Below are 24322 nucleotides of genomic sequence, written 5' to 3'. Positions count from 1 at the left end.
CGCCGCCCCCACGGAGACAGGCAGTCTTGTGGTGAATCATGACGACGCCACGTTGCGCCACGATGGGCGCTCCCACCAGACCCGACCCAGTGAGACCATGGCCGCCCTCGGCGTCGTCCAAGACGGTGATCCGCTGCTGCGGCGTACCGCTCGAACCTTCGCGCTGCCCGCTGAGGAAGCGGACGCGCAGCGGGTCGTCACCGAACTGCATGCTGCGGCCGAGCGCATCGGCCGGGCACATGTCTTCGGCAAGGGGATAGGGGTGGCTGCTCCTCAGATCGGCATCGACCTTGCTGCCGCCCTCGTCCGCCCTCCTGGCACCGACGAGGCGATCATCCTGCTGAACCCTCGGGTGGTCGAGACGAGCGAGGATGTCGACGAGCAGTACGAAGGCTGTCTGAGCTTCTTCGACGTTCGTTGTCGGGTGCCCAGGGCGTTGGTGATACACGTCGAGCACACCGACGTCGCAGGCGACAAGAGGATCACGACGTTCCGCCGTGGCATCGCCCGCTTGGTCGCCCACGAGATCGACCATCTCCATGGCGTCCTCTGCCGTGATCACCTGCCAGAAGGCACCGTGCCCATCCCGATCGAGCAATATCGGGGAACCGGCCGGACGTGGGACTACGACAGCCGCACCTGACCCGCGCCTTCAAACGCCCGACCAGCCGACGCGACGACTCACCCCGCCCCGCCCGACGCTCAGCCGTCCGCCAGCCGGGCCGCCGCGATGGCCGCGAACTCGGCGACGGTGAGCTGTTCGCCCCGGATCGACGGGTCGACGTCCGCCGCGCGCAGCAGCCGCTCCGCCTCGGCGGGCGAACCCGCCCAGCCTGCCAACGCCGAACGCATCGTCTTACGACGCTGCGAGAACGCCGCATCAATCACCGCGAAGACCTCGGTACGCGAGGCGGTCGAGAGCGGCGCCTCCCTGCGGCGCAACGAGACCAGGCCGGAGTCCACATTGGGCACCGGCCAGAAGACGCCCCGCGGCACGTTCGCGGCCCGACGCACCTCGGCGTACCAGGCCGCCTTCACACTCGGCACCCCGTAGACCCGGCTGCCGGGCTGGGCGGCCAGCCGGTCGGCCACCTCGGCCTGCACCATCACCAATCCAGTGCGCAGGCTCGGCAGCCGCTCCAGCAGGTGTAGCACCACGGGCACCGCGACGTTGTAGGGCAGGTTCGCGACCAGCGCTGTCGGCTCCCCGAGCTCCTCGGCCCCGACGCGCATCGCGTCGGCCGTCACCACCCGCAGCTTCTCGGCCAGGGTGGGGGCGCGCTCGGCCACCGTCGCGGGCAGCCGTTCCGCCAGTACCGGATCGATCTCCACTGCCACCACCTCGCGGGCGTGCGGGAGCAGCGCCAGGGTGAGCGAGCCGAGGCCCGGGCCGACCTCCAGCACGACGTCCTCGGCGCCGACCCCGGCCACCCAGACGATGCGCCGCACGGTGTTCGGGTCGTGCACGAAGTTCTGGCCGAGCTTCTTGGTGGGTCGGACGTCCAACTCGGCAGCCAGCCGACGAACATCGGCCGGACCGAGCAGCGCGCTCGACCCGGCCGACTTCTGCGATTCACTCACGCGCGGAGGCTACGGCATCACCGAGGCGACCCCGCCGAGCCGAGCCGATGTCACCCCGCCAGGCCAAGCCAGCAGCAACCCGGCAGGCCAAGCCGACATCACCCCGTCAAGCCGAGAGGTGCAGTCCGTACTCATTTGGATACGGATCGTGTAAGTGTCGAGTAAGCACCAAGAGGAGTTGACCATCGGCTGGCTGGCGTCTGTGGGTCCCGACGCCCGAGATCCGAGAACGACAACGTGATTACGTGACGTGAAGGGAATCAGATGTCGACAGCAGTTCGTGACCGGTTCGCCGCTGACCCGGTGGCCTCGCACAGCGCACAGTTTCCGCTGGGCGCGCCGTTCGAACGGACCAGCGACGACGAACCGTCACGCGCCGAAGTACGCCCGTGGGCGCTGCGTGGAATGGAACCTCAGCCGCCGATCACGGCAGGGGCCGCGCAGACGGTTCGCTACGACCACCACACGCAGATGTCGGTGGACGCCTCGGGACGTCCGCTGATCGAGGCCGGACCGCCCACGGTGAAGAACAAGACGAGCCTTGACGGCGACGAAGGCCCCTCGGAGGATTTCAGTTACGACTTCGTGCCCGACGAGCCGTTCCCGGTCTGATGTCCGTTCTCATCCTCGCAGCTGAACGCGACGTGAGCGCGGACGCGATGGTGCGTGCTCTTCAGGAGCGAGACACCGCCGTGCATCGCGTCGATACCGCCTGGTTTCCCGGTCAGCTCAGCGTGTCGGCTGAGCTGACCGGGGGCCGGTGGTCGGGGCAGCTTCGCACCCCGTACCGCACCATCGACCTCGACGGCATCACCGCCGCGTGGTTTCGATCCCCGAAGGCGTACGCGTTCCCGAACACGATGACTGCGGCCGAACGCGGATTCGCCAATCTCGAGGCCAAGTACGGACTCGGCGGGGTATTGACCTCGCTGCCCGTGTTGTGGATCAACCACCCGGCGCGGCTGGCCGACGCGGCCTACAAGCCCGTGCAACTCGCGCTCGCCCAACGATGCGGTCTGCGGGTCGCGGACACGATGATCACTAACGATCCCGTGTCGGTTCGCCAGTTCGCCGGACGCGGCACGACGGTCACGAAGGTGCTCGGCTCGAACTCGATCGTGGAGAGCGGCGGGCGCAAACTCGCCTACACCCGCGTGCTGGACGCCGCCGACCTGGCCGACCTAAGCGGCATCGAGACGACCACACACCTGTTCCAACGGTGGGTGTCGAAACTCCACGAGGCGCGCATGATCGTTGTCGGCCGCGAGATCACCACCGTCGCGATCCACGCCGACAGCGCCACCGGCTACGTCGACTGGCGAACCGACTACGACAACCTGCGCCACGAGTTGATCGAGCCGCCCGGGGACGTGCGGAGTCCGCAGGCTGATGAACGACCTGGGCCTGGTCTACGGCGCGCTCGACTTCGTGATCGGCCCCGAAGGGTGGTCTTTCCTGGAGGTGAACGCCGGAGGACAGTACGGATGGTTGGAAGACGTCGTGGGCGCGCCGATCACCGACCAACTCGCCGACCTGCTCGCGAAGGGGACCACATGAGCGTCGACTGGGAACTGCTGCTCTCCCGGCTGGCCGACGAGCTCACCACGAAAGGCAAGCTTTCCTCACCGCGCTGGCAGACCGCGTTCCGGGCGACCCCGCGCCACGTGTTCGTGCCGGAGTTCCTCCGACAGGACAACAAGACCGGCGACTGGCACAAGATCGTGGTCGACCACCCCGAGGCATTCGACATGGTCTACACGAACGTCGCGCTGGTCACCGATGTCGACGACGACGGCCGCGGCGTGTCTTCCTCGTCGATGCCCGGTCTGATGACGCGGATGCTCGAACTCCTCGATGTGCACGTCGGGCACAACGTGTTGGAGATCGGCACCGGCACCGGATACAACACCGCGCTACTGTGCGCCCACCTCGGCGACCAGTACGTGTCCAGCATCGACGTCGACTACGTGGATGCCGCGCAGCGCCGACTCGCGTCGCTGGGCTACCTGCCCCACTTGTCCACCGGAGACGGCATCTACGGCATCCGCGACCATGGGCCGTTCGACCGGATCATCTCCACCGTTGCCGTGTCGCACATCCCGCCCGCGTGGTTCCACCAGCTCGCCGACGGCGGCGCGATCCTCACCGACATCAAGGTCAACCCCGCCGCAGGAAACCTCGTGCTGCTGCACAAAAGGGGCGATATCGCCGAAGGCAGGTTCGACGCCGGCCGAGCGTGCTTCATGGACATGCGCCACCCCGACCAGCCGGACCCACCGCCGGCCGCCGATCGCGCAGGCGGCACACCTGTGCGGAGCATGACCAACCTCTCCGCCGTCGCCTGGGAACAGCCCGTCCCCTGGTTTCTGACGTGCCTAGTCCTCGGTACACCCATCGACGTCGGCTACCTCCTCGACGATGACTACCGCCCGGTCGCCGCCCGCTTGTCCGCCCGCGACGGATCATGGGCCGAGATCGACACCACCGACGCCCACCCACACGCGGTCACGCAGGCGGGACCCACCCGGCTGTGGGACGCAGTCGAGCGCACCACTCAGACCTGGAACGCCCACGATCGACCCGCTTGGGACCGCCTCGGCCTCACCGTCACCGCCGACGAGCAACGCGTGTGGCTCGACAGCCCGGACGGCCCCGCACTCGGACACCTCGGCACCTGACATAGCGTCACCACGCGGCGAAGTTCTTCGGCGATCCCGCACGGCCGCACTGGACCAGGCACACCGTGATCCGCGGTTCGCGTCGTGCGAGTACGGCTGGGGCAGCGATCGCACCGTTCCGGCAGAGCTGGACGACTCGACCGGGAGGGGAACACCAGTACGGCCGTCTATCGAAGCGGCCATACCGCCTTCGACGCCATGGGGTCGTGCACGAAGTTCTGTCCGAACTTCTTCGTCGAGCGGACGTCCCGCTCGACGGCAGGCCGACGAACATCGGCCGGACCGAGCAGCGCGCTCGATCCGGCCGACCGCTGCGATTCCCTCACGCGCGGAGGCTACGTTGTCAGCCGAGCCGAGCCGACCCCGCCGGGCCGAGCAGACATCAAGACGCCACCTCGCCGAGCCGAGCAGCGGCCACCTCGGCGAGCCGATCGGATGACGTCACTGCGGCAGCCCCAGCTGACTCGCGCAGTGCGGCCATGAGTTGTAGCGACCGCCGTTGGCGTCGCGGAGCCGGATCGCCACCGCGATCTGCTGCTCCTTGGTCGCCTCGTTGGGATAGGTGGCGTACTCGCCGCCGCCGTAGGCGTTCCAGGTGGGCAGGCCGAACTGCAGTCCGCCGTAGTACAGGCCGTTGGCGCTGACGATCTGCCAGTTGCCGGTCGACTCGCACTGGGCCAGCCGCTCCCAGACCTCGGTGTCGCCGAGATCGGGAACCTCGGGCTCCATCGTGCCGATGCGAACGAGTTCGGGTTCGGGCTCGGTGATCGTCTCTGCCGAGATCTCCTCGCGTTCGGTCTCCTCGCCGTTCACGGTGACCACGCGGTAGGTGACCAGCTCGACGCCGGGAACGCCCTCCTGATCGACCTCGGTCTCGCCTTCCGGAAGCTCCGGGTCCTCCTCCTCCTCGGTCTCGAAGGGGATCTCGCGTTCTTCGGTGTGCTCTTCGCTTCGAGTCCTGGTGATCTCGATGAGCAGACCGTTCTCCAGCTCGGTGTCCAGCGAGGGGGTCACCGAGTCCTCGTCCTCGAGGCCCAGTCCCTCGGCCTCCAACAGCTCGCCGACGGTGTGTTCGTTGGTCGCCAGCTGCACCATCTCCTCGGCACCGTCGACGATCTGCACCAGCTTCGAGATGTTCAACTCGACCGACAGGCCCTCCAAGGGGATGGGCGTGTCCTTCGGGAGGGACATCTCGTCGTCGTCGACCCGTAGATCCAGTTCCTCCAGCGCCTCACCGAGGGTGAGTGCCTGCGTCCAGGCCTCCTCGGTCTCGCGGTCGATCTGGAGGGTGAGCAGCCTGCCGCGCTTGAGGACGATGGCGCTGCCGTCGGCGACGGCGGAGTCGGCCGAGGGGGCCACCGCGTCGTGGGCACCCGTCTCGAATCCCGCGCTGGCCAGTGCACCGGCCACGGTCGTGGCGAAGGTGCGGATGGACTGTCGTTCGCCGTCCACGGTGATCGCGACCGATTTGTCCATCGCGATGGCGGTGCCGGAGCCGCTGATCAGGATGGCCAGCACGGCGATCACCATGGCACGCAACAACGTGCGTTTCTTCACCTGTAGTCCAGCCGTCGTCGGTCCGGGCAGGGGAGTCTTTCGCCGTGTGCCGGACCGATTCGCGCCGTCGAAGTCCGTGCGCTCGAATCAGTCGGCACAGGGATGTTCACCGCAGCGTGCGCGTCCCCGACTTCACCCGCACTGCCGAGGGTTCACCAGAATTCCCCATCCCGGCTATTCACGATCACGGCACCGTAACGGGAATTCCCGGTCCACGCCAAGACCCCGACCGGTGCTGTGTTGCCGATCACAGCACCGATCACCCGTCGGTGACCACCGGTGATGTCGAGTTCACAGATTGCAGACGAAATGCGCGTTCGGCGTTCGCCGTGAGCACGGCAGCCAGCTCCGCCTCGTCGAGCCCTCGAACCCTGGCAAGCTCACGCACCGTGTACGCCGCGCAATACGGCTCATTCGGCCGCCCCCGGAACGGATGCGGAGTGAGGAATGGCGCATCCGTCTCCACCAACAACTGTTCCACCGGTACGGCTGCGGCGGCTTCCCGCAGGTAGGCAGCATTGCGAAAGGTGACGGTGCCCGCGAAGGAAAGCAGGTATCCGGCCTCGGCGCAGCGGCGGGCGAAGTCGGCGTCGCCGGAGAAACAATGAAAGACGACCGTCTCCGGGGCGCCTTCCTCCGCCAGAATCCGCAGGATGTCCTCGTGGGCGTCGCGGTCGTGGATCATCAGGGCCTTGCCGACGTCCTTGGCCAGCGCGATGTGCCAGCGGAAGGCCTCGTGCTGCGCGGCGGGCGGCGAATAGTCCCAGTAGTAGTCCAGGCCGGTCTCGCCGACCGCCACCACGCGCGGCGCCTTCGCCAGCGCCGCCAACTCCTGGCGCTGCCCCTCGGTGAAGTCCGCCGTCCTGGTGGGGTGCAGGGCGACCGCCGCGAACACCCGCTCATCCCAACCGGACGCCTCGACGACCCAGCGGGCCGACTCGACGTCGTCGGCGACGGTGATCACCCGGCCGATGCCGACGGCCTCGGCGCGGTCGACCATCGCGACGACGTCGGCCTGCGTTCGCGCCCCGCAGGCGTCCAGGTGGGTGTGCGCGTCCACCGTCGGCACCGGAAGGGGTTCCGGCACCGACGGCGGCGTGTTGTCGCGCTTGCTGCTCACCGGGGTGCTCCGGGACGACGCGGCGAGTTCGTCGAGCGGCTCATTTCTGGATCGGCGCCCATTCCGGCCCCGTCTCGCCCAGTTCCGGATCGAGCTTGGCGAACAACGGCGTCGGCTTCGCCAGCGGACGGCCGACCTCGATCGGCACCGACTTCCACGCGGCCTGATCCTGCGTGTAGTCGCCGGTGAGGATCGGGTACTCGCGCGTCGGGTCGTCGAGGTCGGTGACCTCGCGCAGTTCCGGCTGCGAGGCCCAGACGCCCGTCCCGCCGAGCAGCTCGTGCACCTTCTGCGCGGAGTGCGGCAGGAACGGCGTCAGCAGCGTGTTGGCGTCCTGAACGACCTGAAGCGCGGTGTGCAGGATCGTGTCCCGCCGCTCCGGGTCGTCCTTGCGCTTCCACGGCTCCTGGTCGGAGATGTACTTGTTGGCCGCGCCGACCACCCGCATCGCCTCGGCGGCGCCGGCGCGGAACCGCGAGCGACTCAGGTGCCCGCCAACCACGTCGAAGGCCGCGCGGGCCTGCGCCTTCAGCTCCTCGTCCGCCTGCTGCACGGCGCGGGGCTCCGGAACGGCGCCCACGTTCTTCGCCGCCATGGACACGGCCCGGTTGACCAGGTTGCCCCACTCGTTGGCCAGCTCGAAGTTGGTGCGCCGGACGAACTCCTCCCAGGTGAAGTCGACGTCCTGGGTCTCCGGTCCCGCCGCCGCGATGAAGTACCGCAGCGCGTCGGGACCGAACTGCCGGACGAAGTCCCGCAGATAGATGACGGTGCCGCGCGAGCTGGAGAACTTCGAGCCGCTCATGGTGAGGAACTCACTGGAGGCGATCTCGGTCGGCAGGTTCAGCGTGCCGTAGGTGCCCGGCTCGCCGCCCTTGTCACCTGCCCCGTTCTGGCCGAGCAGCAGCGCGGGCCAGATCTGGGCGTGGAAGGTGATGTTGTCCTTGCCCATGAAGTGCACGATCTGCGCGGCCGGGTCCTGCCACCACTGCTTCCAGGCGTTCTCGTCGCCGGACCGGCGGGCCCACTCGACGCTGGAGGAGAAGTAGCCGATCACTGCGTCGAACCAGACGTAGAACCGCTTGAGCGGCTGGTCGCGCCAGCCGTCGAGCGGGATCGGCACGCCCCAGTCCAGGTCGCGGCTGATCGGCCGAGGACGCATGTCGTCCACCAGGTTGCGGGTGAAGTTCAGGACGTTGGGGCGCCAGTCGGTCTTGGTGGCCAGCCAGTCGCCCAAGGTGTGACCGAATGCGGGCAGGTCGAGGAAGAGGTGCTCGGTCTCGACGAACTTCGGCGTCTCGCCGTTGATCCGCGAGACCGGCCGGATCAGGTCGGCCGCGTCGAGCTGGTTGCCGCAGTTGTCGCACTGGTCGCCTCGGGCGCCGTCGTAGCCGCAGATCGGGCAGGTGCCCTCGACGTAGCGGTCCGGCAGTGTGCGGCCGGTCGACGGACTGACCGCGCCGGTGGTCGTCCTGGGCAGGATGTAGCCGTTGCGGTACATCGCCAGGAAGAACTCCTGAACCACGTGACAATGGTTGCGGGTCGTCGTCCGCGTGTACATGTCGTAGGTGACGCCGAGGTCACGCAGGTCTTCGCTGATGACTCGGTGGTACTTGTCGGCGGTCTGCTGCGGGGTGAGGCCCTCCTTGTCGGCCTGCACCAGGATCGGCGTGCCGTGCTCGTCGGTCCCCGAGACCATCAGCACCCGGTTGCCCGCCATTCGCTGGTAGCGCGAGAAGACGTCGGAGGGGACACCGATACCGGAGACGTGACCGATGTGGCGGGGGCCGTTGGCATACGGCCACGCCACCGCGGTCAACACGGGGGCACTCATGCGTCAAAGACTACGAACAGCCTCGATCGCACCGCCATCGGGTTGCGCGCCGGGCCGAAGGCGACCTGCGGTGCCCGGCATGATGACGCCGTGTCTGCCACCCGGTTGTTGATGCTCGGCCTGGTCCGGTCGTTCGGCCGCACCAACGGTTACCAGGTTCGTCAGGAGCTGCACGGCCTGCGAGCGTCGTCCGTCGATCTCCCGGCGTCGACCCGACCAGCCATGTACTGAGCGCCGCGCCTCTCGCGGAGTGGGAACGGCGAGGGATGCATCTCTGAGCACCGGGAGCTGGCGGGGGTCGGCCTGCTGTTCCTCGCCCGGTGGTTCGGCACCCGAGTGTTCCGCCGCAGCACGAACTTCAGCCGGGCCGCCGCAGGCACGACGACGCTCGTCCACGAGCCGGGCCCGCCTCCGTCGACCGGGTTGTGCGGGAGATCCACTCCGCGTCGGGTTGGATCGGCCCATGCGGACGCACCGCACCCGGCTGGGTGCAGTCGATGTGTCACCCGAACGGATGCTGCGCAGGCTGGCCGCGCGGGCCAGGGCGCGAGGGCTGCCCGACCCCGCCGCCCTGATCGGCGACTGGTTCGGCTCGGCGGCCGTCCTGGTGCCCTCGGTGCGGCCCGTCCCGCTGTCGACGGCAGACCCGGCGGCGCTGCTGCCCGCGATGCCCGCAGACATCGATCGGCACGGGGCCGACGACGGAGTGATCGGCGGCGGCCTCATCGGCCGGATCGATCACCCCGTTCGGCCCGGTCTGAGCCCGCAGGCCGCCTGGGGCTGGACGGCTGAAGTCCTCCGGCACGACGACGGCGGCTGGTGGTCCGAGGCGCTGATCGGCGACGCACCACACGGGATCACCGAAACGGCGGCGCAGGCGGCGGCCCAGGAGTTCGAAGCGTTACTGCACGCCGACGATCCGCCGCCGTCACACCGCAGGGTCGGCGAGCTGCGGACGCCGGACGCGGCCCGACATCGCAAGGCCGTGGCCGCCTGCATCGAGGCGATCGCAGCAGGCGAGATCTTCCAGGCCAACATCTGCAGCCGCTTCTCGCTCGACTTCCACGGCGACCCGATCGACCTGTTCGTCCAGGGCACCTCGACCCTGCATCCCGCCAGAGCGGCCTTCCTGACCGACGGCGACGCAGGCTCGGCGATCTCCTTCTCCCCCGAGCTGTTCCTCGCCAGGCGCGGCGACCAGGCACGATCGGCCCCGATCAAGGGCACGCTGCCCCGGCGCGGCCCCGCCGACGAGGTGAACGCGGCGCGGCTGCGGGCCTCGACGAAGGACGTCGCCGAGAACGTGATGATCGTCGATTTGGTCCGCAACGACCTCGGTCGGGTCGCCAGCGCGGGCGGCGTGCGGGTGCCGGAACTGCTCGCGGTCCAGCCGCATCCGGGGGTGTGGCATCTGGTCTCCACCGTCACCGCGGCACTGCGAGCGGGGCTGAGTCACGCCGAGCTGCTCGCCGCGACCTTTCCGCCCGGCTCAGTGACCGGCACGCCGAAGATCCGTGCGCTGGAGGTCATCGACGAGCTGGAGGCCGAGCCGCGCGGCCTGCACTGCGGGGCGGTCGGCCTGATCTCACCGGTGGCGGGCCTGGAACTGAACGTCGCCATCCGGACCTTCGAGCATCGGCTGGGACCGCGCGGCGGGGAGCTGGTGCTCGGCGTCGGCGGCGGCATCACCTCGGACTCCGACCCGGACGCCGAGTGGGCGGAGTGTCTGACCAAGGCCGCGCCGCTGCTGGCCCTGCTGGGGCGCTGAGCAGGCCGGTGTCCACCGCCGAGCACGGTGCCCGGCGCCCGGCACCGACCCCGCGCCGGGTCCGCCGGACGCCGCCCCGGAACAGCACGGCCCACCCGACGCCACCGGCTCACCGTCCGGTGGACCGGCTCCGCAACACCGTGTCGTACAGCTCCTTGCGCCCGACGCCGCCAGCCGCCGCGACCACCGAGACGGCGTCCTTGAGCCGTTCGCCCTCGGCCACCCGGCTCTCCACCTCGGCGACCAGGGCCGCCGGGTCCGTCTCGACCGCCTCGGCGCCCGCCAGCACGACGGTGATCTCACCCCGCACTCCGTCGGCGGCCCAGGCGCTCAGCTCGGCGAGGTCGCCCCGGCGGACCTCCTCGTAGGTCTTGGTCAGCTCCCGACACACCGCGGCCTGCCTGCCGCCGCCGAGCACCTCGGCCGCTGCGGCGAGGGTCGCGGCCAGCCGGTGCGGCGCCTCGAAGAACACGACGGTCCGTCGCTCGGTGACCAGGTCGGCGAACCAGCGGCGCCGTTCGCCCGGTTTACGGGGCGGGAAGCCCTCGAAGGCGAACCGGTCCGACGGCAGGCCGGAGACGGCAAGCGCGGTGGTCACCGCCGAGGGCCCCGGCAGGCAGGTGACCGGCAGGTCGGCCGCCACACACGCCGCGACCAGTCGGAATCCCGGGTCGGACACGCTCGGCATGCCGGCGTCGGTCACCAGCAGCACCGTCTGGCCCTCCCGGATCGCCTCGATCAGCCCGGGCGCACGGGAGGCCTCCACCGCGTCGTAACAGCTCACGACCCGGCCGCCGACGGTGACGCCGAGCGAGGCGGCGAGCTGCCGCAGTCGCCGCGTGTCCTCGGCGGCGATCACCTCGGCCTCGGCCAGCGCCGTTCGCAGCCGAGGAGAGGCGTCGTCCAGGTTTCCCAGCGGGGTGGCGGCGAGCATCAACCGACCCGATCCAGATGTCTCACCCATTCGGACAAGCCTACGATCAGCGCCGTGAGCGTCTTGATGCCGGACACCGACATCGACCGCCCGGCCGCGACCGACGGTGTCGACGACGGGGGTGAGGGTCCCCCGAAGGAGGGGCCGGACGAGCAGGAGCGCCCGGACGAGAGACGATCCACCGACCCTCTTCGGCGGTTGATGAGCCCGCTCCCGACTGATCGGCTGCGCGGCTGGATCGTCACGCTCACCCTCGCCTTGATCGGCGGGATCGTCCGGTTCTGGAACCTGGGGCACCCGACGGACCACGGCACGCCGGTCTTCGACGAGAAGCACTACGTGCCCCATGCCTGGCAGATGCTGCGCAACGGCGGTTACGAGGACAACCCCGGGTACCGGTTGATCGTTCATCCGCCGCTCGGCAAGCAGTTCATCGCCATCGGCGAGTGGATGTTCGGCTACAACGGCTGGGGCTGGCGCTTCGCCGCCGCCGCCGCCGGAACGATCTCGGTGCTGCTGATCGTGCGCATCGCCCGCAGACTCACCCGATCGACCCTGCTGGGCGCCGTCGCAGGCATCCTGCTGATCTGCGACGGCGTCATGCACGTGCAGTCCAGGATGGGGATGCTCGACATCTTCCAAGCCGTGCTCGTGCTCGCCGCCTTCGGCGCGCTGCTGGTCGACCGCGACCAGATGCGGGAACGGCTGATGCGGGTGGTCCGCGAGGGCCGCATCGAGGACAGTCGCTTCGGCCCGAGGCTGGGCTTCCGCTGGTGGCGGGTGGGGGCGGCGGTGCTGCTCGGCCTCGCCTGCGGCGTCAAGTGGTCCGGCGCCTACTACCTGGTCGCCTTCGCCGTCGTCTCGGTTCTCTGGGACTACTCCGCCCGGCGCGCGGCAGGCATCCGGGGGCCGTTCCGGGCGACCGCGCTGCGGGATCTCCCCGCCGCGCTCTGGACCTTCATCGCGCTGCCGATCGGCGCCTACCTGGCCACCTGGTGGGCCTGGTTCACCAGCGAGACCGGCCTGGACCGCCACGCCGTCGGGCAGGACGTCGGCACCGAGTCCGCCTTCTGGTTCGTCCCCGACGCGCTGCGGGCACTGTGGTTCTACAGCGCCAGCGTCCTGGACTTCCACAATGAGCTGATCACCGACAGCTCCGATCCGCATCCCTGGGAGTCCAAGCCGTGGACCTGGCCGATGGGCCTGCGTCCGATGCTCTACTACTACGAGTCGGGCGAGGGCGCGGCTGGCTGCGGCCAGTCCGACTGCGTCGGGGCCGTCATGCTCATCGGCACTCCGGCCATCTACTGGCTGGCGCTGCCGGTCCTCGGGTGGGCGCTGTGGCGGGCGCTGGGCAGGTTCGACTGGCGGTACACCGCCGTCCTGGTCGGCTACGCGGCAGGCTGGCTCCCCTGGTTCATGAACCTCGACCGCCAGATGTACTTCTTCTACGTCACGCCGATGGCGCCGTTCCTGGTGCTGGGCCTGACCCTGATCCTCGGCGAGATCCTCGGCCGCGCCAGAGCGGGTGCCGAACGACGCGGCACCGGGCTGCTGGTCGTCGGGCTGTATCTGGGGCTGGTGGTGGCGAACTTCCTCTGGCTGTGGCCGATCCTCAACGGCGACTCGATCACGCCCTGGCGCTGGAACGCCGAACTCTGGCTGCCCTCCTGGCGCTGACGCGGGCGGGGCAGGCGGCGAGCCCGCCCACCCGTGCGGGGTTCGACCCGGCTGGTGCCTGGCGTCTAGTCCGCGCCGTCCACGTCGGTCAGCCAGCCCCGCCGATAGGCGGCGGCGACGGCCGCAGCGCGATCGGCGACGCCGAGCTTGGCGTAGAGCCGGGTGAGATGGGTCTTCACCGTGGCCTCCGAGATACGCAGGGCACGGCTGATCTGCTGATTGCCCCGGCCGTCGGCCACCAGGGCCAGGATCTCCCGCTCCCGAGGGCTCGGCGCGGACTCGGTGTCCCTGCCCTGACGGAACGCGGTCACCAGCAGCGCGGCCACCGGGGGCGCCAGCACCGACTCCCCTCGGCTGGTCGCCCGGATGGCCGCGAAGAGTTCCTGGCGCGTCGAGTCCTTGAGCAGGTAGCTCGTCGCGCCCCGCGCCATCGCCGTCGTGACGTCGGCTGCCGAGCCGAAGGTGCTCAGCACCATGATCGGCAGCGTCGGGTCGTGGTCGTGCAGCAGGCCGATCAGCTCGATGCCGTCGCCGCCGGGCATCCGCAGATCGGTGATCACCAGGTCAGGGCGCGACGCGGTCACGGCGGCGAGTGCGGCCCGAGCGTCAGAGGCCTCGCCCGCGAGCGCGAGATCCGGCTGGGTGTCGATCAGGCCGCCGAGCCCGTCCCGGACGATCGGATGATCGTCGACGAGCAGGACGCGGATGACCGGCCCCGTCATGCGCCTGCCCCGTTCGTCGCGCTGCCAGGCCGCAGCGGGATCGTCGCGTTGATCATCGTGCCCTCCCCCGGTCTGGACTCCACGGCGAGGCTGCCCTGGACCGCCTCCACCCGATCACGCATCGCCTGCAGGCCGTGGCCGCCCGATTCGGACGGCGACCCGAGGTCGTCGAGCGCGAAGCCGACGCCGTCGTCGACGACGTCCACCGCGACGAGGTCGCCGAGATAGGACAGGGTCACGGTGACCTCGGTGGCCGCCGCGTGCCGCTCGATGTTGGCCAGCGACTCCTGCGTCGCCCGCAACAGCGCCCGCTCGACGGCGGGGTCCGCGGGCTCGTGCTCCCCGGTGATGCGCAACCGCGCGGCGCCCCCGGTGCGAACCTGCCACTCGTCCAGCACCGCCTGGACCGCTTCGACGAGCGGCGCCTGGGCCAGCGGCCCCGGCCGCAGCCCGTTCACCGACCGCCTCGCCTCCACGAGGCTGGAGCGGGCCAGGCCCAGCGCGGAACCGATGCGGCGTCGCGCCGGGTGCTCCTCGCCCAACAGCTCCTCCGCGATCTCCAGCTGGGTGGTGATCCCGGCCAGCCCCTGCGCCAGCGTGTCGTGCAGTTCGCCCGCCATCCGCGCCCGTTCCGCTGTCACGGCCGACTCCCGCTCGCGATCAAGCATCCGCGTCCGCAACCGGTCCTGCTCCTCTGCCGCCGTCCGCAGGTCGACCAGGGCGCCCGCCAGATCTTCCGTCGCCTGCCGCCGCAGCTCGGCCTCGGACTCCAGCCGTCGGATCGCCCAGCCGATGCCGCCTGCGACGAGGGAGGTGCCTGCCGTCTGCCCGATCGTCGCGGCCTCGGGCGGCAGCCCGCCGAGGAGACCGGTCAGCGTCGCTCCCGTGAGCAGCACGCCGACGTACGCCCACCGGCCCGGCAGCGCGACGAAGGCCATCGGATAGGCCCCGGCCGTCAACAGCAGGAATGCCGGGTGCATCGTGCTCAGCAGAGCACTGAGCCCCAGCAGGCCTGCGAAGTAGACGGCCATCGGCCCGAGTCGCTGTTCCGGCCACTGCGGATGCAGGCTGAGGAACCACAGATGCCAGCCCAGCAAGCCGAGGACCAGTCCGAGCAGGATCAGCGGCTCGCCGTGCAGCCGGTCGGGGTCGAGCAGCGCCAGCGCCGTGACCGCCGCGATGATCACGTAGAGCATGCGTTCCCAGCCTCGGTTCCATCGGCGTTGGAACTGCGATGCGGCCGTCGTGACCGGCGTGTCGTCCTCTTCCGCCACGGTGCGAGTCTCTCACTTAGCCCCGTAGGAGAGTCGCCGCAGCAGCGCGTCCGCCGGGCCGGGTCGCCGACGTCGGTCGAGCCACGAGGCGAGCACCAGCGACACGAGCCAGGTGGCCACCGCCAACGCGAGGGCGCCTGCCGAGCCGAACACCGCGCCGAGGCCGAAGGTCGTGGGCGCCAGCACGATCATGAAGACCATCGAGGAGAACAGGTACCCGCTCAGCGACCGCCGCCCGAGCGCGGTGAGCGCACCCGCCATCCCCGAGGGGGTCGCCGACAGTCGCAGGCTCACCAGCGCGATCAGTGCCAGGTATCCCACGGCGGCCGCCACCCCGCTGAGCGAGTGCAGCAGGGAGAAGCCGAGCACCAGCAGGGGCGAGTCGACCTGGATGAACTGTCCGACTATCAGACCGCTGGGCAGCCCGCCGAGCAGGCCGAACGGCACGAGGACGGCGGCGACCCGCCGAAGCAGCACGCGATACCTGCCGGGCTCTTCGAGGACGCGCCTGCGGGCGGCCACGACGCCCAGCAACGCGGTGGCGAGCACCGGCAGCAGTCCGAACGGAGTCAGCAGCCAGTCCACGAATCGCACTGGCAGTACTTCGGCCCAGGAATCGACTTCGAAGGACAAGAAGTAGCTTCGGCCCTCGCCTCCGCTGGAATACGAGTAGACCAGGCCCTGCACCGCGCACGAGATGACCAGCCACACCGAGGCCAGGCGCAGCAGCGCACGATCGCTCCTGTTGATCAGCACGAGCAGCAGGAAGCCGAGCACGCCGTAGAGGCCGAGGATGTCACCGGGGAAGAACAGCACGGCATGGATCAGGCCGAAGCCGATCAATGCGGTACTGCGCCGCCGGAGGATGGATCTGGACCGGGTCTCGGCGGTGCCTCGGGCGGCGTTGCGCTGAATCATCTGCACGATGCCGTAGCCGAACAGCAGGGCGAACAGCGGATAGGCCCTGGCATCGACGGCGGTGACCACCAGGGTGCTGACCATCCGATCGAGCAGGCTCTCCTCGATGATGTGCTGCCGATGACCGTAGGGCCGGTCGTACAGGAAGACCGCCGCGTTGGCGATGCCGATGAGCACGAGCATCAGCCCTCGGGCGAGATCCGGGGCGAGGACGCGCTGCGCGGAGGAGACCGGCGCGGCCCGGACGGCTGCGTCGTCGGCACGTGCGTCGTCGGCGCGTGCAGGCTCGGCGCCGGTGGTGACACGGTGATTGGTCATGATCGTCACGTTAGGAATCCGCGTGGATACCGCCCAGTCGTCCGATGCGCTGACCCGTTCACCACCCGACCGGCGAGGACGCTGTCATCCGATCGGATGACAGCCGCGGTCCCCCTCGGACCGAGCGGGACCGGCCGGCCGTCCGAGGTCTGTGGTTCGACGCACGGCGGGGTCGGCGGCAGGCCGCCCGCGCGCCGAGGTCCGGTGGCCGCACGTGCCGGTGGCCGCGATTCCCGACGCCGCAGGCTGCCGCACCGCTGGGGCGGCCGGGACGCCGTAGCGTGCGAGTCCGTGGAGATCGATTCGCCGCCCACGTCGCATCGTGCCGTCGCATCGTGACCGCCTGGCACCGTGACCGATCACGACTCGGGAGAACCATGACGATCAGCTATCGAAGCCCCGGCATCGCCTGCGTCGATCACAGCATCGAGGTTCCGCTGGACCACGATGATCCGACGGGCGAGGAGATTTCGGTGTTCGGCCGCGAGGTCGTCGCCTCGGGCAACGAGAATGCGGACCTGCCGTGGCTGCTGTTCCTCCAAGGCGGTCCCGGCGGCAAGGCCACTCGGCCCGCGCCCGCGGCGACCTGGCTCCGCCGGGCGCTGCGCGAGTACCGGGTGCTGCTGCTCGATCAGCGGGGCACCGGGCGCAGCACCCCGGCCAACCGGCAGACGCTCGCCCGTTTCGACTCCGGGGATCAGGTCGCCGACTACCTGCGCCACTTTCGGGCGGACTCGATCGTGCGGGACGCCGAGGCGTTCCGCCGACATCTGATCGGCGATCGGCCGTGGAGCGTGCTGGGCCAGAGCTTCGGCGGCTTCTGCACCCTGACCTATCTGTCGATCGCTCCCGAGGGCCTGGCCGCCGCGTTCGTCACGGGCGGCCTCGTCGGTCTGGACGCCGGGCCCGACGAGGTCTACCGCGCGCTGTATCCGAGGGTGCTGCGCAAGAACACGGAGTACTTCGCGCGGTATCCGCAGGACGAGTCGATCGTCAGGTCGGTGTTCGACCACCTCGCCGAGCACGAGGTTCTGCTGCCGACCGGGGAACGCCTCACCCCGCGTCGCTTTCAGACCCTCGGGATCGAGTTCGGCAAGACCAGCACCTTCGACCGGTTGCACTACCTGCTGGAGGAGGCATTCGTGGCCTCCCCCGGCGGCCGCGACCTCTCCGACACCTTCCGGCACGGCGTGAACGACAGTGTCTCCTTCGCGACGGACCCGCTCTACGCGCTGTTGCACGAGTCGATCTACTGCCAGGGCGGCGCATCGCTCTGGTCGGCCCATCGCCTCCGGCGGGAGTTCCCGGAGTTCGATCTCGACGAGGGCTCCTCGGTGCGCTTCACCGGGGAGATGATCTATCCCTGGATGTTCGAGGAGGACCCCGCGCTGGTGCCGCTGCGGGCGGCGGCCGAGGCGCTGGCGGCCAGGACGGACTGGCCGAGCCTCTACGACCACGACACGCTCAGCCACAACACGGTTCCGGTGGCCGCCGCCGTCTACCACGACGACATGTACGTAGACCGCGAGCTGTCCTTGCAGACGGCGGAGCAGGTCAAGGGCCTGCGCACCTGGGTCACCAACGAGCACGAGCACGACGGTCTGCGGATGGACCCCGGCGTGCTCGACCGACTGATCGCCATGACGCGCGGGGAGGCCTGAGCATCCCGGCCCGTGGCGGTTCCCTGCGTCGGGTACACCACCTGCGGGCGGGAGGCCGCGACGTGGGCCGGTCCGCCCGGGGCGCACGGCGTCGCAGCAGCCACGGCGGTTCGACGACCGCCGAGTGAACGTCGACGGTTTGACAGGTGAGTGTTCACTCACCCAAACTGGGTGAGTGAACACTCACCAACCACAGACCGCGCCCATGAAGATCACGGTCCTCGGCGCGACCGGCGGCACGGGACTGGAGGTCGTCGGCCAGGCATGTGCGGCGGGCCATGACGTCATCGCCGTCGTCCGAGACCCGGCCGGGATCACGCTCGTCCACCCGAGGCTGACCGTCGTCCGGGCCGACGCCATGGATACGGCGGCGCTGCGGCCCGCAGTCGCGGGGCGCGACGCCGTCGTGTCCACGCTCGGCAGCCGGGCAGGCCGCGCGCCGACCACGGTCTGCACGGACGGCATCACCGCCGCCATCACCGCAATGCGGGCCGAGGGCGTGCGGCGACTCGTGGCGGTCAGCGCCAGCGGACTGGCCACCGAAGGAGACGACCTGCTGACCCGGGTCCTCGCCAAGCCGATCCTGCAACGAGTCCTCCGCCATACCTTCGCCGACATGACGGCCATGGAGGAGGTCATGCGCGCCACCCCGGACCTGGACTGGACGATCATCCGTCCGCCGATGCTGACCAACGGGCCGCGCTCCGAGCCCTACCGCAGCGCGGTCGATCGCAACGTCCCACGGGGCTACCGGATCTCCAGGGCGAACCTCGCCGACTGCATCCTGCGCTGCCTGTCCGAGCGGGCGCCGCTCGCGGCCTCGGTCGCGATCGCGAGCTGATCGCAGGCCCGCCCGCAGCGATGCGCGGCCTCAGGCCTCGGCCGACGGCCTGCGAAGGACCTCGACCAGGGCGGCGAAACTCTCCCTGCCGCGCCCCTCGGCGATGCCGTCCGAGGTCAGGGACTCGATCAGCCTCGGCAGCCGGGTGTCGAGGCCCCGCTCCCGGCTCGCCTGGACGAGCTGGCCCATCAGCGGGAAGTCGAGTTCGAGCCATTCCTCGTCGCCGGGGTAGCTGCGGGCGTCGATCTGCCCGGCGTAGTCCTCGATGACGTCGACGACCGTCGTGGCGAGCCAGCGGGTCAGCAGGGGCGTCACCGTCGTCGCCGGGACGCCCGAGCTGCCGAGCAGGACGGCGGTGTTCAGGAACCCGAGCAGCGTGGACCAGGCGAAGCCGAGCATCGCCACGTCGTACAGCGAGGCGGTGCCCGCCGCAGGCCCGAGATCGGAGGCGCTCCCGAATCCGGCGAGCACCGCCGACCGACTTTCGAACACCTCGGCGGAGCCGCTGTAGACCAGGACCGTGGCCGGGTCGCCGACGTGCTCGGGACGAGCCATGAGCGCTCCGTCGAGATACCGAGCGCCCAGGGTCGCGAAGCGCTCGGCGGCCCGATTCGCCTCCTCGCTCGTTCGGCCTGCACGTCATCGGCCGACGAGACGCGAAGTCCGCCGTACTGCTTCAGCGCCCCGACCACGATGGTCGTCGACACCGAGACCGCCGCCGCCCGCGAGAATCGCCCGTCGGCGGCGGCACGAGCGAGCCCCTCGATGACACCGAGGACCCCGGTGACCACAGCATGCCCGCGCGGCCCGGACAACGACACGAACGGTGCGAGCGTCCGGCGGACCCCTCGAGGTAGAAGTCCTGCGACCGCCGCTGGAAGTCTCGAGTCTCGGCGCTGGCCGCGAGCGCAGCGCTCACTGCCGCGCACTCCGGCCCCGCCGAGGGCACTCCGTCCACGTAGGCGGCGCTCAACACCGAGACCACGTCGGTCACCGAGCCCGATCAAGCAGGCAACGCCGCCCGGATCGCGGGCCCGATCTGCTCGTCGTACTGCTGATACAGGGCCATGAGCAGCCCCTCGCGCGTCGTGAAGTGGTCGTAGGCGATCGGCCGGGAGACACCGGCCCGCTCGGCGAGCCTGCGGAGCGTCAGGGCGTTGGCCCCCCGACGCGGATGATCTCCGACGCCGTCGTGAGCAGCTGTAGCCGCCGCTCGTCCCTGGTCAGCCTCGTGGCACTCATGCGACGCGGAGTCCTCTTCCTCGAAGTCGTCGCCCTCACACCGGAGCAGCCTGCGGCGGCTCGGTGAGAGAGACCGTCGGCCAGGCTAGACCGACACAGACGACGGCAGCTGCGCGGCAAACGGCGCACCCGGTCGGGTGACCGCTCGCCTGCGGCAGGATCACCGGGCGGAAGGAGAGCCTGCGTCGTCCGGCCGACTCGACGCGCGCGGAGAGCCCCGGGCGGCCGTCTCGTCCTGCCCTCGTCGAGAGACGAGGCCCTCAGCCTCCGCGCACCGTCACGAGCCCGTCCCGCATCGCCGCAAGCACCTCGTCCAGCGTCGTGAGTGCGAAGGGGACACCCGCTCCGGTGATCTTCCGGCGCACGGCAAGCATGCTCAGCGCAACGGCAACCCCTGCCGTGGCACCGTAGTCGGACAGGGCGGAGAGGGTGACCACCTGCTCCGCCGGTCGGCCCGCGAGTGCGCCCCGCCCCAGGACCCGCAGCTCCACGTTCTCGGGAATGTCCGGATCATGCCTGGTCAGACGTGCTATCTGTGAAGCGAAGCGGGGTAGGGCCCGCACGGCGACCAGCGTCGCCACGACCGCGTCGAATGTCCGGCTGTTCCAGCGGGTCCAGTAATCGACACGGGCAGGCCCGAGAGCCGACGTCATGATGCTGCGCTCCGGGTGTTCGATCAGCCGCGACCCGGGCTCCGCGTGCGAACCACGCAGGAAGCCTCGGACGACGGACGTCCCTCGACGCACCGGAGTCGAGACGATCCTCAACATGTCGGTGGTGCCCGCGCGGCCGACCCGCGCGTTGGTGTGTTGTCGAAAGAAGACGTCGACGCTCTCGATCGTGTCGAGGCCGCCGACCACCTCCCGTACCAAGAGACCGGAAAGCCCAGGGAAGAGCCCCGCCATGGCGACAGCGGCGAGCCCGGCATCCACTGCCTGGCGGTCCATGGCTCGCACCTGCTCCGCGACATCGGCCCCGACCCCCACATCGACACTGTGGACACCGAGGTCAAGGCAGACCTGTTGGACGAGCGGCGCGTCCTGAGCGACCGCGACGATCACCACATCCGCCCCATCGGCCACCCGCCGGATCGACGCCGGGTCGCGCACGTCGAGCGGAACCGAGCGGGCGGGTGGGCCGAGATCCCTCGCAAGTCCTGCCGCACCGCCCACCCGGCGGGTGCCGATGAGCAGTTCGGCATCGGGTGACACGGACCTGACCTCGGAGCAGATTCGCTGGCCGAGGACTCCGGTGCCGCCCGCCACCACGACCTTCATGCGTCCCCCTTCACCGGCGAGCATCGCCGCCTGCTCGACGTCTCGGATCGCTTGCTCGGCACCCACGGCACGAGGTGACCGAGAAGCAGCTTGATCACCAGCAGCGGCGCGATCCAGGACAGTTCGGCGGGCACGCCGGTGGCCGTCGCGACCGCGACGAGCGGGAGGATCACCGAGCAGGCCGCGAACGCCACCGGCCGTCGCAGTGCCTCGTTCACGAGGAGGATCAGCGCAGCGGCCAGCAGGATCACCGAATACAGCAACACCGCCACAGCCCAGGAATAGTCCGGGAACATCAGGGCCACACCGAGAAGGTGGAGGTGCGCCGCGACGAATCCCCATCGTCGAACGCGGGAGGACTGCGCACCGTGAAACCGTCTCGACGCCGCAGCCGTGGCATTGACGACGGCACCGCCGAACAGGTCGAAGCCCAGGAGCACGAGTAACACGAGCTGCAGCGGAGTCGACTCCGATACCGCGCCGGCGACCAGCCCGAAGGCAGCGCCGACGAGTGCGGCACCGTAGCTCAGCCACGCTTCAACGCTGGACGCTCCCGGCGCAACCAGGACCGCGTTCATCCTGGCGAGCGGGGACCCGCGTCCCGGCTCCACAGACACGGCAGGCACCACACGCTCCTCTCCATGCCGCCACCGTCGCGCGGCAGTGAACGCGAAGTTACCATGGTGAATATGTATTCACCAGAGGACAGGACCGCGAGGGCGATCATCCGCGACGTCGCCGTCGAGCTGTTCGGGGAGAACGGCCCCGACGCCGTTCCGCTTCGTCTCATCGCCGAGCGAAGCGGTGTGTCACAGCCGCTCATCATCAAGCACTACGGCTCCCGAGACGGCTTGATCGCTGCCGTCGACGAGCACGTCATCGGACTGGTCCGCAACGCCCTGCACGCCACGGTGCTCGAACAGTCCGTGCAGGTTCGATCAATAGTCGAGATTCTGGGCGGCTCGGCCGTCACGAGATACCTGTCGCGCCTGTTGACCGGCGACGGGCCCCGTGCCCGCGAGGCGTATGCGGACCTGAGCGACTTCAGCAGACAGGTCGTAGCGCGCCTCGACGAGGCGGGCGCGATCGCGGCAGGCGTCAATCGAGAGCAGCTGGCGGCCGTCCTGCTCGCCCACGATCTGTCGCTGGTCCTCTTGCGCAACCGGATCGGCGAGACCCTGGGCGCGGATCCGCTCAGCGACGCGGGCCTGACGAAGTGGGCGGGCACGGTCAATGCGCTCTACGGCGGAGCCGCCCTTCTCGCCGACAAGGGCGGGCGGGCCTGAGTGCACGGCAGACAGGCGATCTGGAGAGCCGTGGCCCACAGAGCGCAGCGATCGCAGTAACGCGCAGCCATGGCTGCCATCGGAGCAGCTTGAGACGATGGACATCCGGCGTCCGCACCGAGCCAGCCGAACGGAGACAGTGCCGTCAAGGACATGAGCGAGGACTACGACGTGACGGATTCAGGCGCCGCAGGTCTGGCCGTCGGGCTCGAGGCCGCGACTGCCGGGGTTCCTCGCGAGTCAGCGCACGGCTAGCTGTTCGACGATTCGGCCGAGGACTGCCCGCCAGTGGATCAGCAGGCTGGCACGGTCCTGAGCGCTGCGGAGGCGTTCCTGATGGATGGCGATCGTCGTACCGGACACCGCCCGTTGGAGGGTGAGCTGCAACGTCGAATCGTGCGCCCAGCCCGTCGGCTGCCAGGTCAGCCTGAGCCGCACTCCCTCGCTTCGGCTGCGCAGCTGTCCTCGGGTGCCGTCGGCGGTCTCGTACCACTCGCCCGTGGCCCCGAGGACGGTCTCGCCCAGCCAGACGACAAGGCCCTCGCGAGTCAGGTAATCCCAGACCACGTCAGACGGAACCGGGACGGTACGGCGCACGCCGAGCTGCCATCCTGCGTCCTTCGTCAACCCCGTCGGCATGCAACCAGTTATAGTGGTTACATGAGTACCGGTCAATGGCTCACCCCGCCCGACGGAGCGCGGTGGTTCTTTGACTCCGGGTCACTCGCCTTGGACTTCGGCTACACGGGCGACTACGGCTACGGGGTCCCCGATTGGGAACTTCTGCATCACCCGAAAGACCTGCACACCTGGCTCGACGAGCGCTTCGGCCCGCTGTCGTCCGACCCGACTGACGACGACCTCACCGCTGCCCTGCGATTACGGACGTCGATCAGCAGGATCGCCACGGCCCTGGCTGACGGACAGCGGCCCGTACCCGAGGACATCGACGCCGTCAACACCGCTTCCCGAACGCCCGCGCCAGTCCCACATCTCGACGGAGGCACCACGACAGCGCCCCGCCCCGATCCTCCTGCGGCACTGTCCGGTGTCGCGCGTGATGCCATCGCAGTCTTCGGCGAGGGCAGTAAGCGAATCCGCCGCTGCGGCGCCGACGACTGTGCCCTGATCTTCTACGACGCCTCCCGGCCGGGTACTCGCCGTTGGTGCTCGATGCGCCGCTGCGGCAACCGCACCAAGGTCCGAAACCACCGATCGCAGTGAGAAGGTAGAGACACCCGATGCCGCTCACGCACCTCAACCCCGCCGGACTCCACACCTCTCCGGCCTTCTCCCAGGGCATCATCACCGAAGCCGGGCGCACCGTCTACGTAGGCGGGCAGAACGGTACCGATGCCCACGGAACGATCACCGGCGGAGTCTTCGAGCAGACCGCCCAGGCGCTGCGGAACGTCCTCGCCGTCCTGGACGCCGCAGGCGCCACTCCGGAACACGTCGCGAAGCTCACGATCTACCTCCACGCCGATGCCGACGTCAACGCCGGATTCGCCGCTTCTCAAGAAGTCTGGGGGCAGCATCCCACCGCCATCACCGTGCTCCGCGTAGCGGGCTTCGCGCTCCCCGACGCGCTCGTCGAGATCGACGCGATCGCAACGCTGCCCTGATCCTCG

General features: G+C 69.7%; 25 protein-coding genes. 11 read left to right on the top strand and 14 right to left on the bottom strand.

Translation table 11 applies throughout. The annotated features are described in order from the left end of the window. Positions 1 to 31: 31 nt before the first annotated feature. Positions 32 to 643 (top strand): peptide deformylase, encoded by a 612-nt coding sequence (locus UA75_RS03555; protein WP_232251153.1) that lies wholly within the window; start codon positions 32 to 34, stop codon positions 641 to 643. A gap of 59 nt (positions 644 to 702) precedes the next feature. On the opposite strand, the gene rsmA is transcribed toward UA75_RS03555, so the two are convergent. Then, positions 703 to 1581 (bottom strand): 16S rRNA (adenine(1518)-N(6)/adenine(1519)-N(6))-dimethyltransferase RsmA, encoded by an 879-nt coding sequence (gene rsmA / locus UA75_RS03550; protein WP_075738846.1) that lies wholly within the window; start codon positions 1579 to 1581, stop codon positions 703 to 705. A 264-nt stretch (positions 1582 to 1845) separates the two neighbouring features. Here rsmA and tgmA point away from each other — a divergent pair, with 264 nt between their 5' ends. Both tgmA and UA75_RS34300 read left to right on the top strand, forming a co-directional pair. After that, positions 1846 to 2193, top strand: a complete 348-nt coding sequence (gene tgmA / locus UA75_RS03545) for a putative ATP-grasp-modified RiPP (RefSeq protein ID WP_075738844.1) — start codon at positions 1846 to 1848, stop codon at positions 2191 to 2193. Next, on the top strand, positions 2193 to 4259 hold the full coding sequence (locus tag UA75_RS34300) for an MvdC/MvdD family ATP grasp protein (protein WP_232251152.1): 2067 nt from the start codon (positions 2193 to 2195) through the stop codon (positions 4257 to 4259). Before tgmA ends, UA75_RS34300 begins: the two co-directional genes overlap by 1 nt. Before the next feature lie 167 nt (positions 4260 to 4426). On the opposite strand, the gene UA75_RS35135 is transcribed toward UA75_RS34300, so the two are convergent. The 4 genes from UA75_RS35135 to metG all read right to left on the bottom strand — a co-directional run bounded on the left by UA75_RS35135 (position 4427) and on the right by metG (position 8770). Then, positions 4427 to 4585 (bottom strand): hypothetical protein, encoded by a 159-nt coding sequence (locus UA75_RS35135; protein ID WP_412459532.1) that lies wholly within the window; start codon positions 4583 to 4585, stop codon positions 4427 to 4429. Between the two features lie 115 nt (positions 4586 to 4700). Further along, positions 4701 to 5816 carry a resuscitation-promoting factor gene (locus tag UA75_RS03530; RefSeq protein ID WP_075738840.1) on the bottom strand — a complete coding sequence of 372 codons (1116 nt, stop codon included), beginning with the start codon at positions 5814 to 5816 and terminating at the stop codon, positions 4701 to 4703. 259 nt (positions 5817 to 6075) lie between these two features. Next, the gene (locus UA75_RS03525; protein ID WP_075738838.1) at positions 6076 to 6936 is read right to left on the bottom strand and encodes a TatD family hydrolase; all 861 of its coding nucleotides are present in this window, start codon (positions 6934 to 6936) and stop codon (positions 6076 to 6078) included. A 40-nt stretch (positions 6937 to 6976) separates the two neighbouring features. Then, the gene (metG, locus tag UA75_RS03520; RefSeq protein WP_075738836.1) at positions 6977 to 8770 is read right to left on the bottom strand and encodes a methionine--tRNA ligase; all 1794 of its coding nucleotides are present in this window, start codon (positions 8768 to 8770) and stop codon (positions 6977 to 6979) included. 90 nt (positions 8771 to 8860) lie between these two features. Between metG and UA75_RS32500 the strand changes: the two genes are divergently transcribed. Next, positions 8861 to 9001, top strand: a complete 141-nt coding sequence (locus UA75_RS32500) for a hypothetical protein (RefSeq protein ID WP_157433971.1) — start codon at positions 8861 to 8863, stop codon at positions 8999 to 9001. A gap of 232 nt (positions 9002 to 9233) precedes the next feature. Beyond that, a complete protein-coding gene (locus UA75_RS03515; protein ID WP_075743359.1) occupies positions 9234 to 10538 on the top strand; it encodes an aminodeoxychorismate synthase component I in 1305 nt (434 codons plus the stop codon). Between the two features lie 109 nt (positions 10539 to 10647). On the opposite strand, the gene rsmI is transcribed toward UA75_RS03515, so the two are convergent. Further along, positions 10648 to 11502: a 16S rRNA (cytidine(1402)-2'-O)-methyltransferase gene (gene rsmI, locus UA75_RS03510; RefSeq protein ID WP_075738834.1), complete on the bottom strand. Its 855-nt coding sequence runs from the start codon at positions 11500 to 11502 to the stop codon at positions 10648 to 10650. Positions 11503 to 11538: 36 nt separating this feature from the next. Here rsmI and UA75_RS03505 point away from each other — a divergent pair, with 36 nt between their 5' ends. Further along, on the top strand, positions 11539 to 13152 hold the full coding sequence (locus tag UA75_RS03505; RefSeq protein WP_075743358.1) for a dolichyl-phosphate-mannose--protein mannosyltransferase: 1614 nt from the start codon (positions 11539 to 11541) through the stop codon (positions 13150 to 13152). 65 nt (positions 13153 to 13217) lie between these two features. Here UA75_RS03505 and UA75_RS03500 read toward each other — a convergent pair whose 3' ends face one another. Genes UA75_RS03500 through UA75_RS03490 form a run of 3 tightly spaced genes read right to left on the bottom strand, consistent with a single transcriptional unit; the run spans position 13218 to position 16384 of the window. Further along, positions 13218 to 13874 (bottom strand): response regulator, encoded by a 657-nt coding sequence (locus UA75_RS03500; protein ID WP_075738832.1) that lies wholly within the window; start codon positions 13872 to 13874, stop codon positions 13218 to 13220. Beyond that, on the bottom strand, positions 13871 to 15148 hold the full coding sequence (locus UA75_RS03495) for a sensor histidine kinase (protein ID WP_075738830.1): 1278 nt from the start codon (positions 15146 to 15148) through the stop codon (positions 13871 to 13873). Before UA75_RS03495 ends, UA75_RS03500 begins: the two co-directional genes overlap by 4 nt. A 12-nt stretch (positions 15149 to 15160) precedes the next feature. Further along, positions 15161 to 16384 carry a DUF418 domain-containing protein gene (locus UA75_RS03490; protein WP_075743357.1) on the bottom strand — a complete coding sequence of 408 codons (1224 nt, stop codon included), beginning with the start codon at positions 16382 to 16384 and terminating at the stop codon, positions 15161 to 15163. A gap of 377 nt (positions 16385 to 16761) precedes the next feature. Here UA75_RS03490 and UA75_RS03485 point away from each other — a divergent pair, with 377 nt between their 5' ends. Then, positions 16762 to 18045, top strand: coding sequence for an alpha/beta fold hydrolase (locus UA75_RS03485; protein ID WP_075738828.1), 1284 nt, complete (start codon positions 16762 to 16764; stop codon positions 18043 to 18045). Positions 18046 to 18220: 175 nt separating this feature from the next. Beyond that, a complete protein-coding gene (locus UA75_RS03480) occupies positions 18221 to 18886 on the top strand; it encodes an SDR family oxidoreductase (RefSeq protein ID WP_318533284.1) in 666 nt (221 codons plus the stop codon). A gap of 30 nt (positions 18887 to 18916) precedes the next feature. Here the strand turns inward: UA75_RS03480 and UA75_RS03475 are convergent, their stop codons facing one another. From UA75_RS03475 to UA75_RS03460, 4 genes are all read right to left on the bottom strand, one after another. Next, positions 18917 to 19441, bottom strand: a complete 525-nt coding sequence (locus UA75_RS03475; protein ID WP_075738824.1) for a hypothetical protein — start codon at positions 19439 to 19441, stop codon at positions 18917 to 18919. A gap of 448 nt (positions 19442 to 19889) precedes the next feature. Then, positions 19890 to 20039 (bottom strand): TetR/AcrR family transcriptional regulator, encoded by a 150-nt coding sequence (locus tag UA75_RS35130; RefSeq protein WP_404799983.1) that lies wholly within the window; start codon positions 20037 to 20039, stop codon positions 19890 to 19892. A 349-nt stretch (positions 20040 to 20388) separates the two neighbouring features. Beyond that, positions 20389 to 21471 (bottom strand): saccharopine dehydrogenase NADP-binding domain-containing protein, encoded by a 1083-nt coding sequence (locus UA75_RS03465; protein ID WP_157433970.1) that lies wholly within the window; start codon positions 21469 to 21471, stop codon positions 20389 to 20391. Next, positions 21402 to 22031 carry a hypothetical protein gene (locus UA75_RS03460; protein ID WP_198042911.1) on the bottom strand — a complete coding sequence of 210 codons (630 nt, stop codon included), beginning with the start codon at positions 22029 to 22031 and terminating at the stop codon, positions 21402 to 21404. The genes UA75_RS03465 and UA75_RS03460 overlap by 70 nt, the downstream gene beginning before the upstream one ends. Positions 22032 to 22094: 63 nt before the next feature. On the opposite strand from UA75_RS03460, the gene UA75_RS03455 reads away from it, so the two are divergent. Beyond that, complete coding sequence (locus tag UA75_RS03455) at positions 22095 to 22691, top strand: TetR/AcrR family transcriptional regulator (protein WP_198042910.1); 597 nt, start codon at positions 22095 to 22097, stop codon at positions 22689 to 22691. 240 nt (positions 22692 to 22931) lie between these two features. On the opposite strand, the gene UA75_RS03450 is transcribed toward UA75_RS03455, so the two are convergent. Continuing rightward, the gene (locus UA75_RS03450) at positions 22932 to 23330 is read right to left on the bottom strand and encodes a hypothetical protein (RefSeq protein ID WP_075738816.1); all 399 of its coding nucleotides are present in this window, start codon (positions 23328 to 23330) and stop codon (positions 22932 to 22934) included. A gap of 21 nt (positions 23331 to 23351) precedes the next feature. Between UA75_RS03450 and UA75_RS03445 the strand changes: the two genes are divergently transcribed. Both UA75_RS03445 and UA75_RS03440 read left to right on the top strand, forming a co-directional pair. After that, a complete protein-coding gene (locus UA75_RS03445) occupies positions 23352 to 23915 on the top strand; it encodes a CGNR zinc finger domain-containing protein (RefSeq protein WP_075738814.1) in 564 nt (187 codons plus the stop codon). A gap of 17 nt (positions 23916 to 23932) precedes the next feature. Further along, positions 23933 to 24316, top strand: a complete 384-nt coding sequence (locus UA75_RS03440; RefSeq protein ID WP_075738812.1) for a RidA family protein — start codon at positions 23933 to 23935, stop codon at positions 24314 to 24316. Positions 24317 to 24322 lie beyond the last annotated feature (6 nt).

The sequence above is a fragment of the Actinoalloteichus sp. GBA129-24 genome, assembly GCF_001941645.1.
Taxonomy (GTDB): Bacteria; Actinomycetota; Actinomycetes; order Mycobacteriales; family Pseudonocardiaceae; genus Actinoalloteichus_A; species Actinoalloteichus_A fjordicus.
This window is presented reverse-complemented; position numbering and strand designations above follow the sequence as displayed.

Coding starts and splice junctions, on each gene's coding strand:
- tgmA (WP_075738844.1), top strand. CDS start 1,846: ATGTCGACAGCAGTTCGTGACCGGTTCGCCGCTGACCCGGTGGCCTCG.
- UA75_RS03440 (WP_075738812.1), top strand. CDS start 23,933: ATGCCGCTCACGCACCTCAACCCCGCCGGACTCCACACCTCTCCGGCC.
- UA75_RS03485 (WP_075738828.1), top strand. CDS start 16,762: ATGACGATCAGCTATCGAAGCCCCGGCATCGCCTGCGTCGATCACAGC.
- UA75_RS03505 (WP_075743358.1), top strand. CDS start 11,539: ATGCCGGACACCGACATCGACCGCCCGGCCGCGACCGACGGTGTCGAC.
- UA75_RS03500 (WP_075738832.1), bottom strand. CDS start 13,874: ATGACGGGGCCGGTCATCCGCGTCCTGCTCGTCGACGATCATCCGATC.
- UA75_RS34300 (WP_232251152.1), top strand. CDS start 2,193: ATGTCCGTTCTCATCCTCGCAGCTGAACGCGACGTGAGCGCGGACGCG.
- metG (WP_075738836.1), bottom strand. CDS start 8,770: ATGAGTGCCCCCGTGTTGACCGCGGTGGCGTGGCCGTATGCCAACGGC.
- UA75_RS03445 (WP_075738814.1), top strand. CDS start 23,352: ATGAGTACCGGTCAATGGCTCACCCCGCCCGACGGAGCGCGGTGGTTC.
- UA75_RS03450 (WP_075738816.1), bottom strand. CDS start 23,330: ATGCCGACGGGGTTGACGAAGGACGCAGGATGGCAGCTCGGCGTGCGC.
- UA75_RS03490 (WP_075743357.1), bottom strand. CDS start 16,384: ATGACCAATCACCGTGTCACCACCGGCGCCGAGCCTGCACGCGCCGAC.
- UA75_RS03455 (WP_198042910.1), top strand. CDS start 22,095: ATGTATTCACCAGAGGACAGGACCGCGAGGGCGATCATCCGCGACGTC.
- UA75_RS03515 (WP_075743359.1), top strand. CDS start 9,234: ATGCGGACGCACCGCACCCGGCTGGGTGCAGTCGATGTGTCACCCGAA.
- rsmI (WP_075738834.1), bottom strand. CDS start 11,502: ATGGGTGAGACATCTGGATCGGGTCGGTTGATGCTCGCCGCCACCCCG.
- UA75_RS03475 (WP_075738824.1), bottom strand. CDS start 19,441: ATGGCTCGTCCCGAGCACGTCGGCGACCCGGCCACGGTCCTGGTCTAC.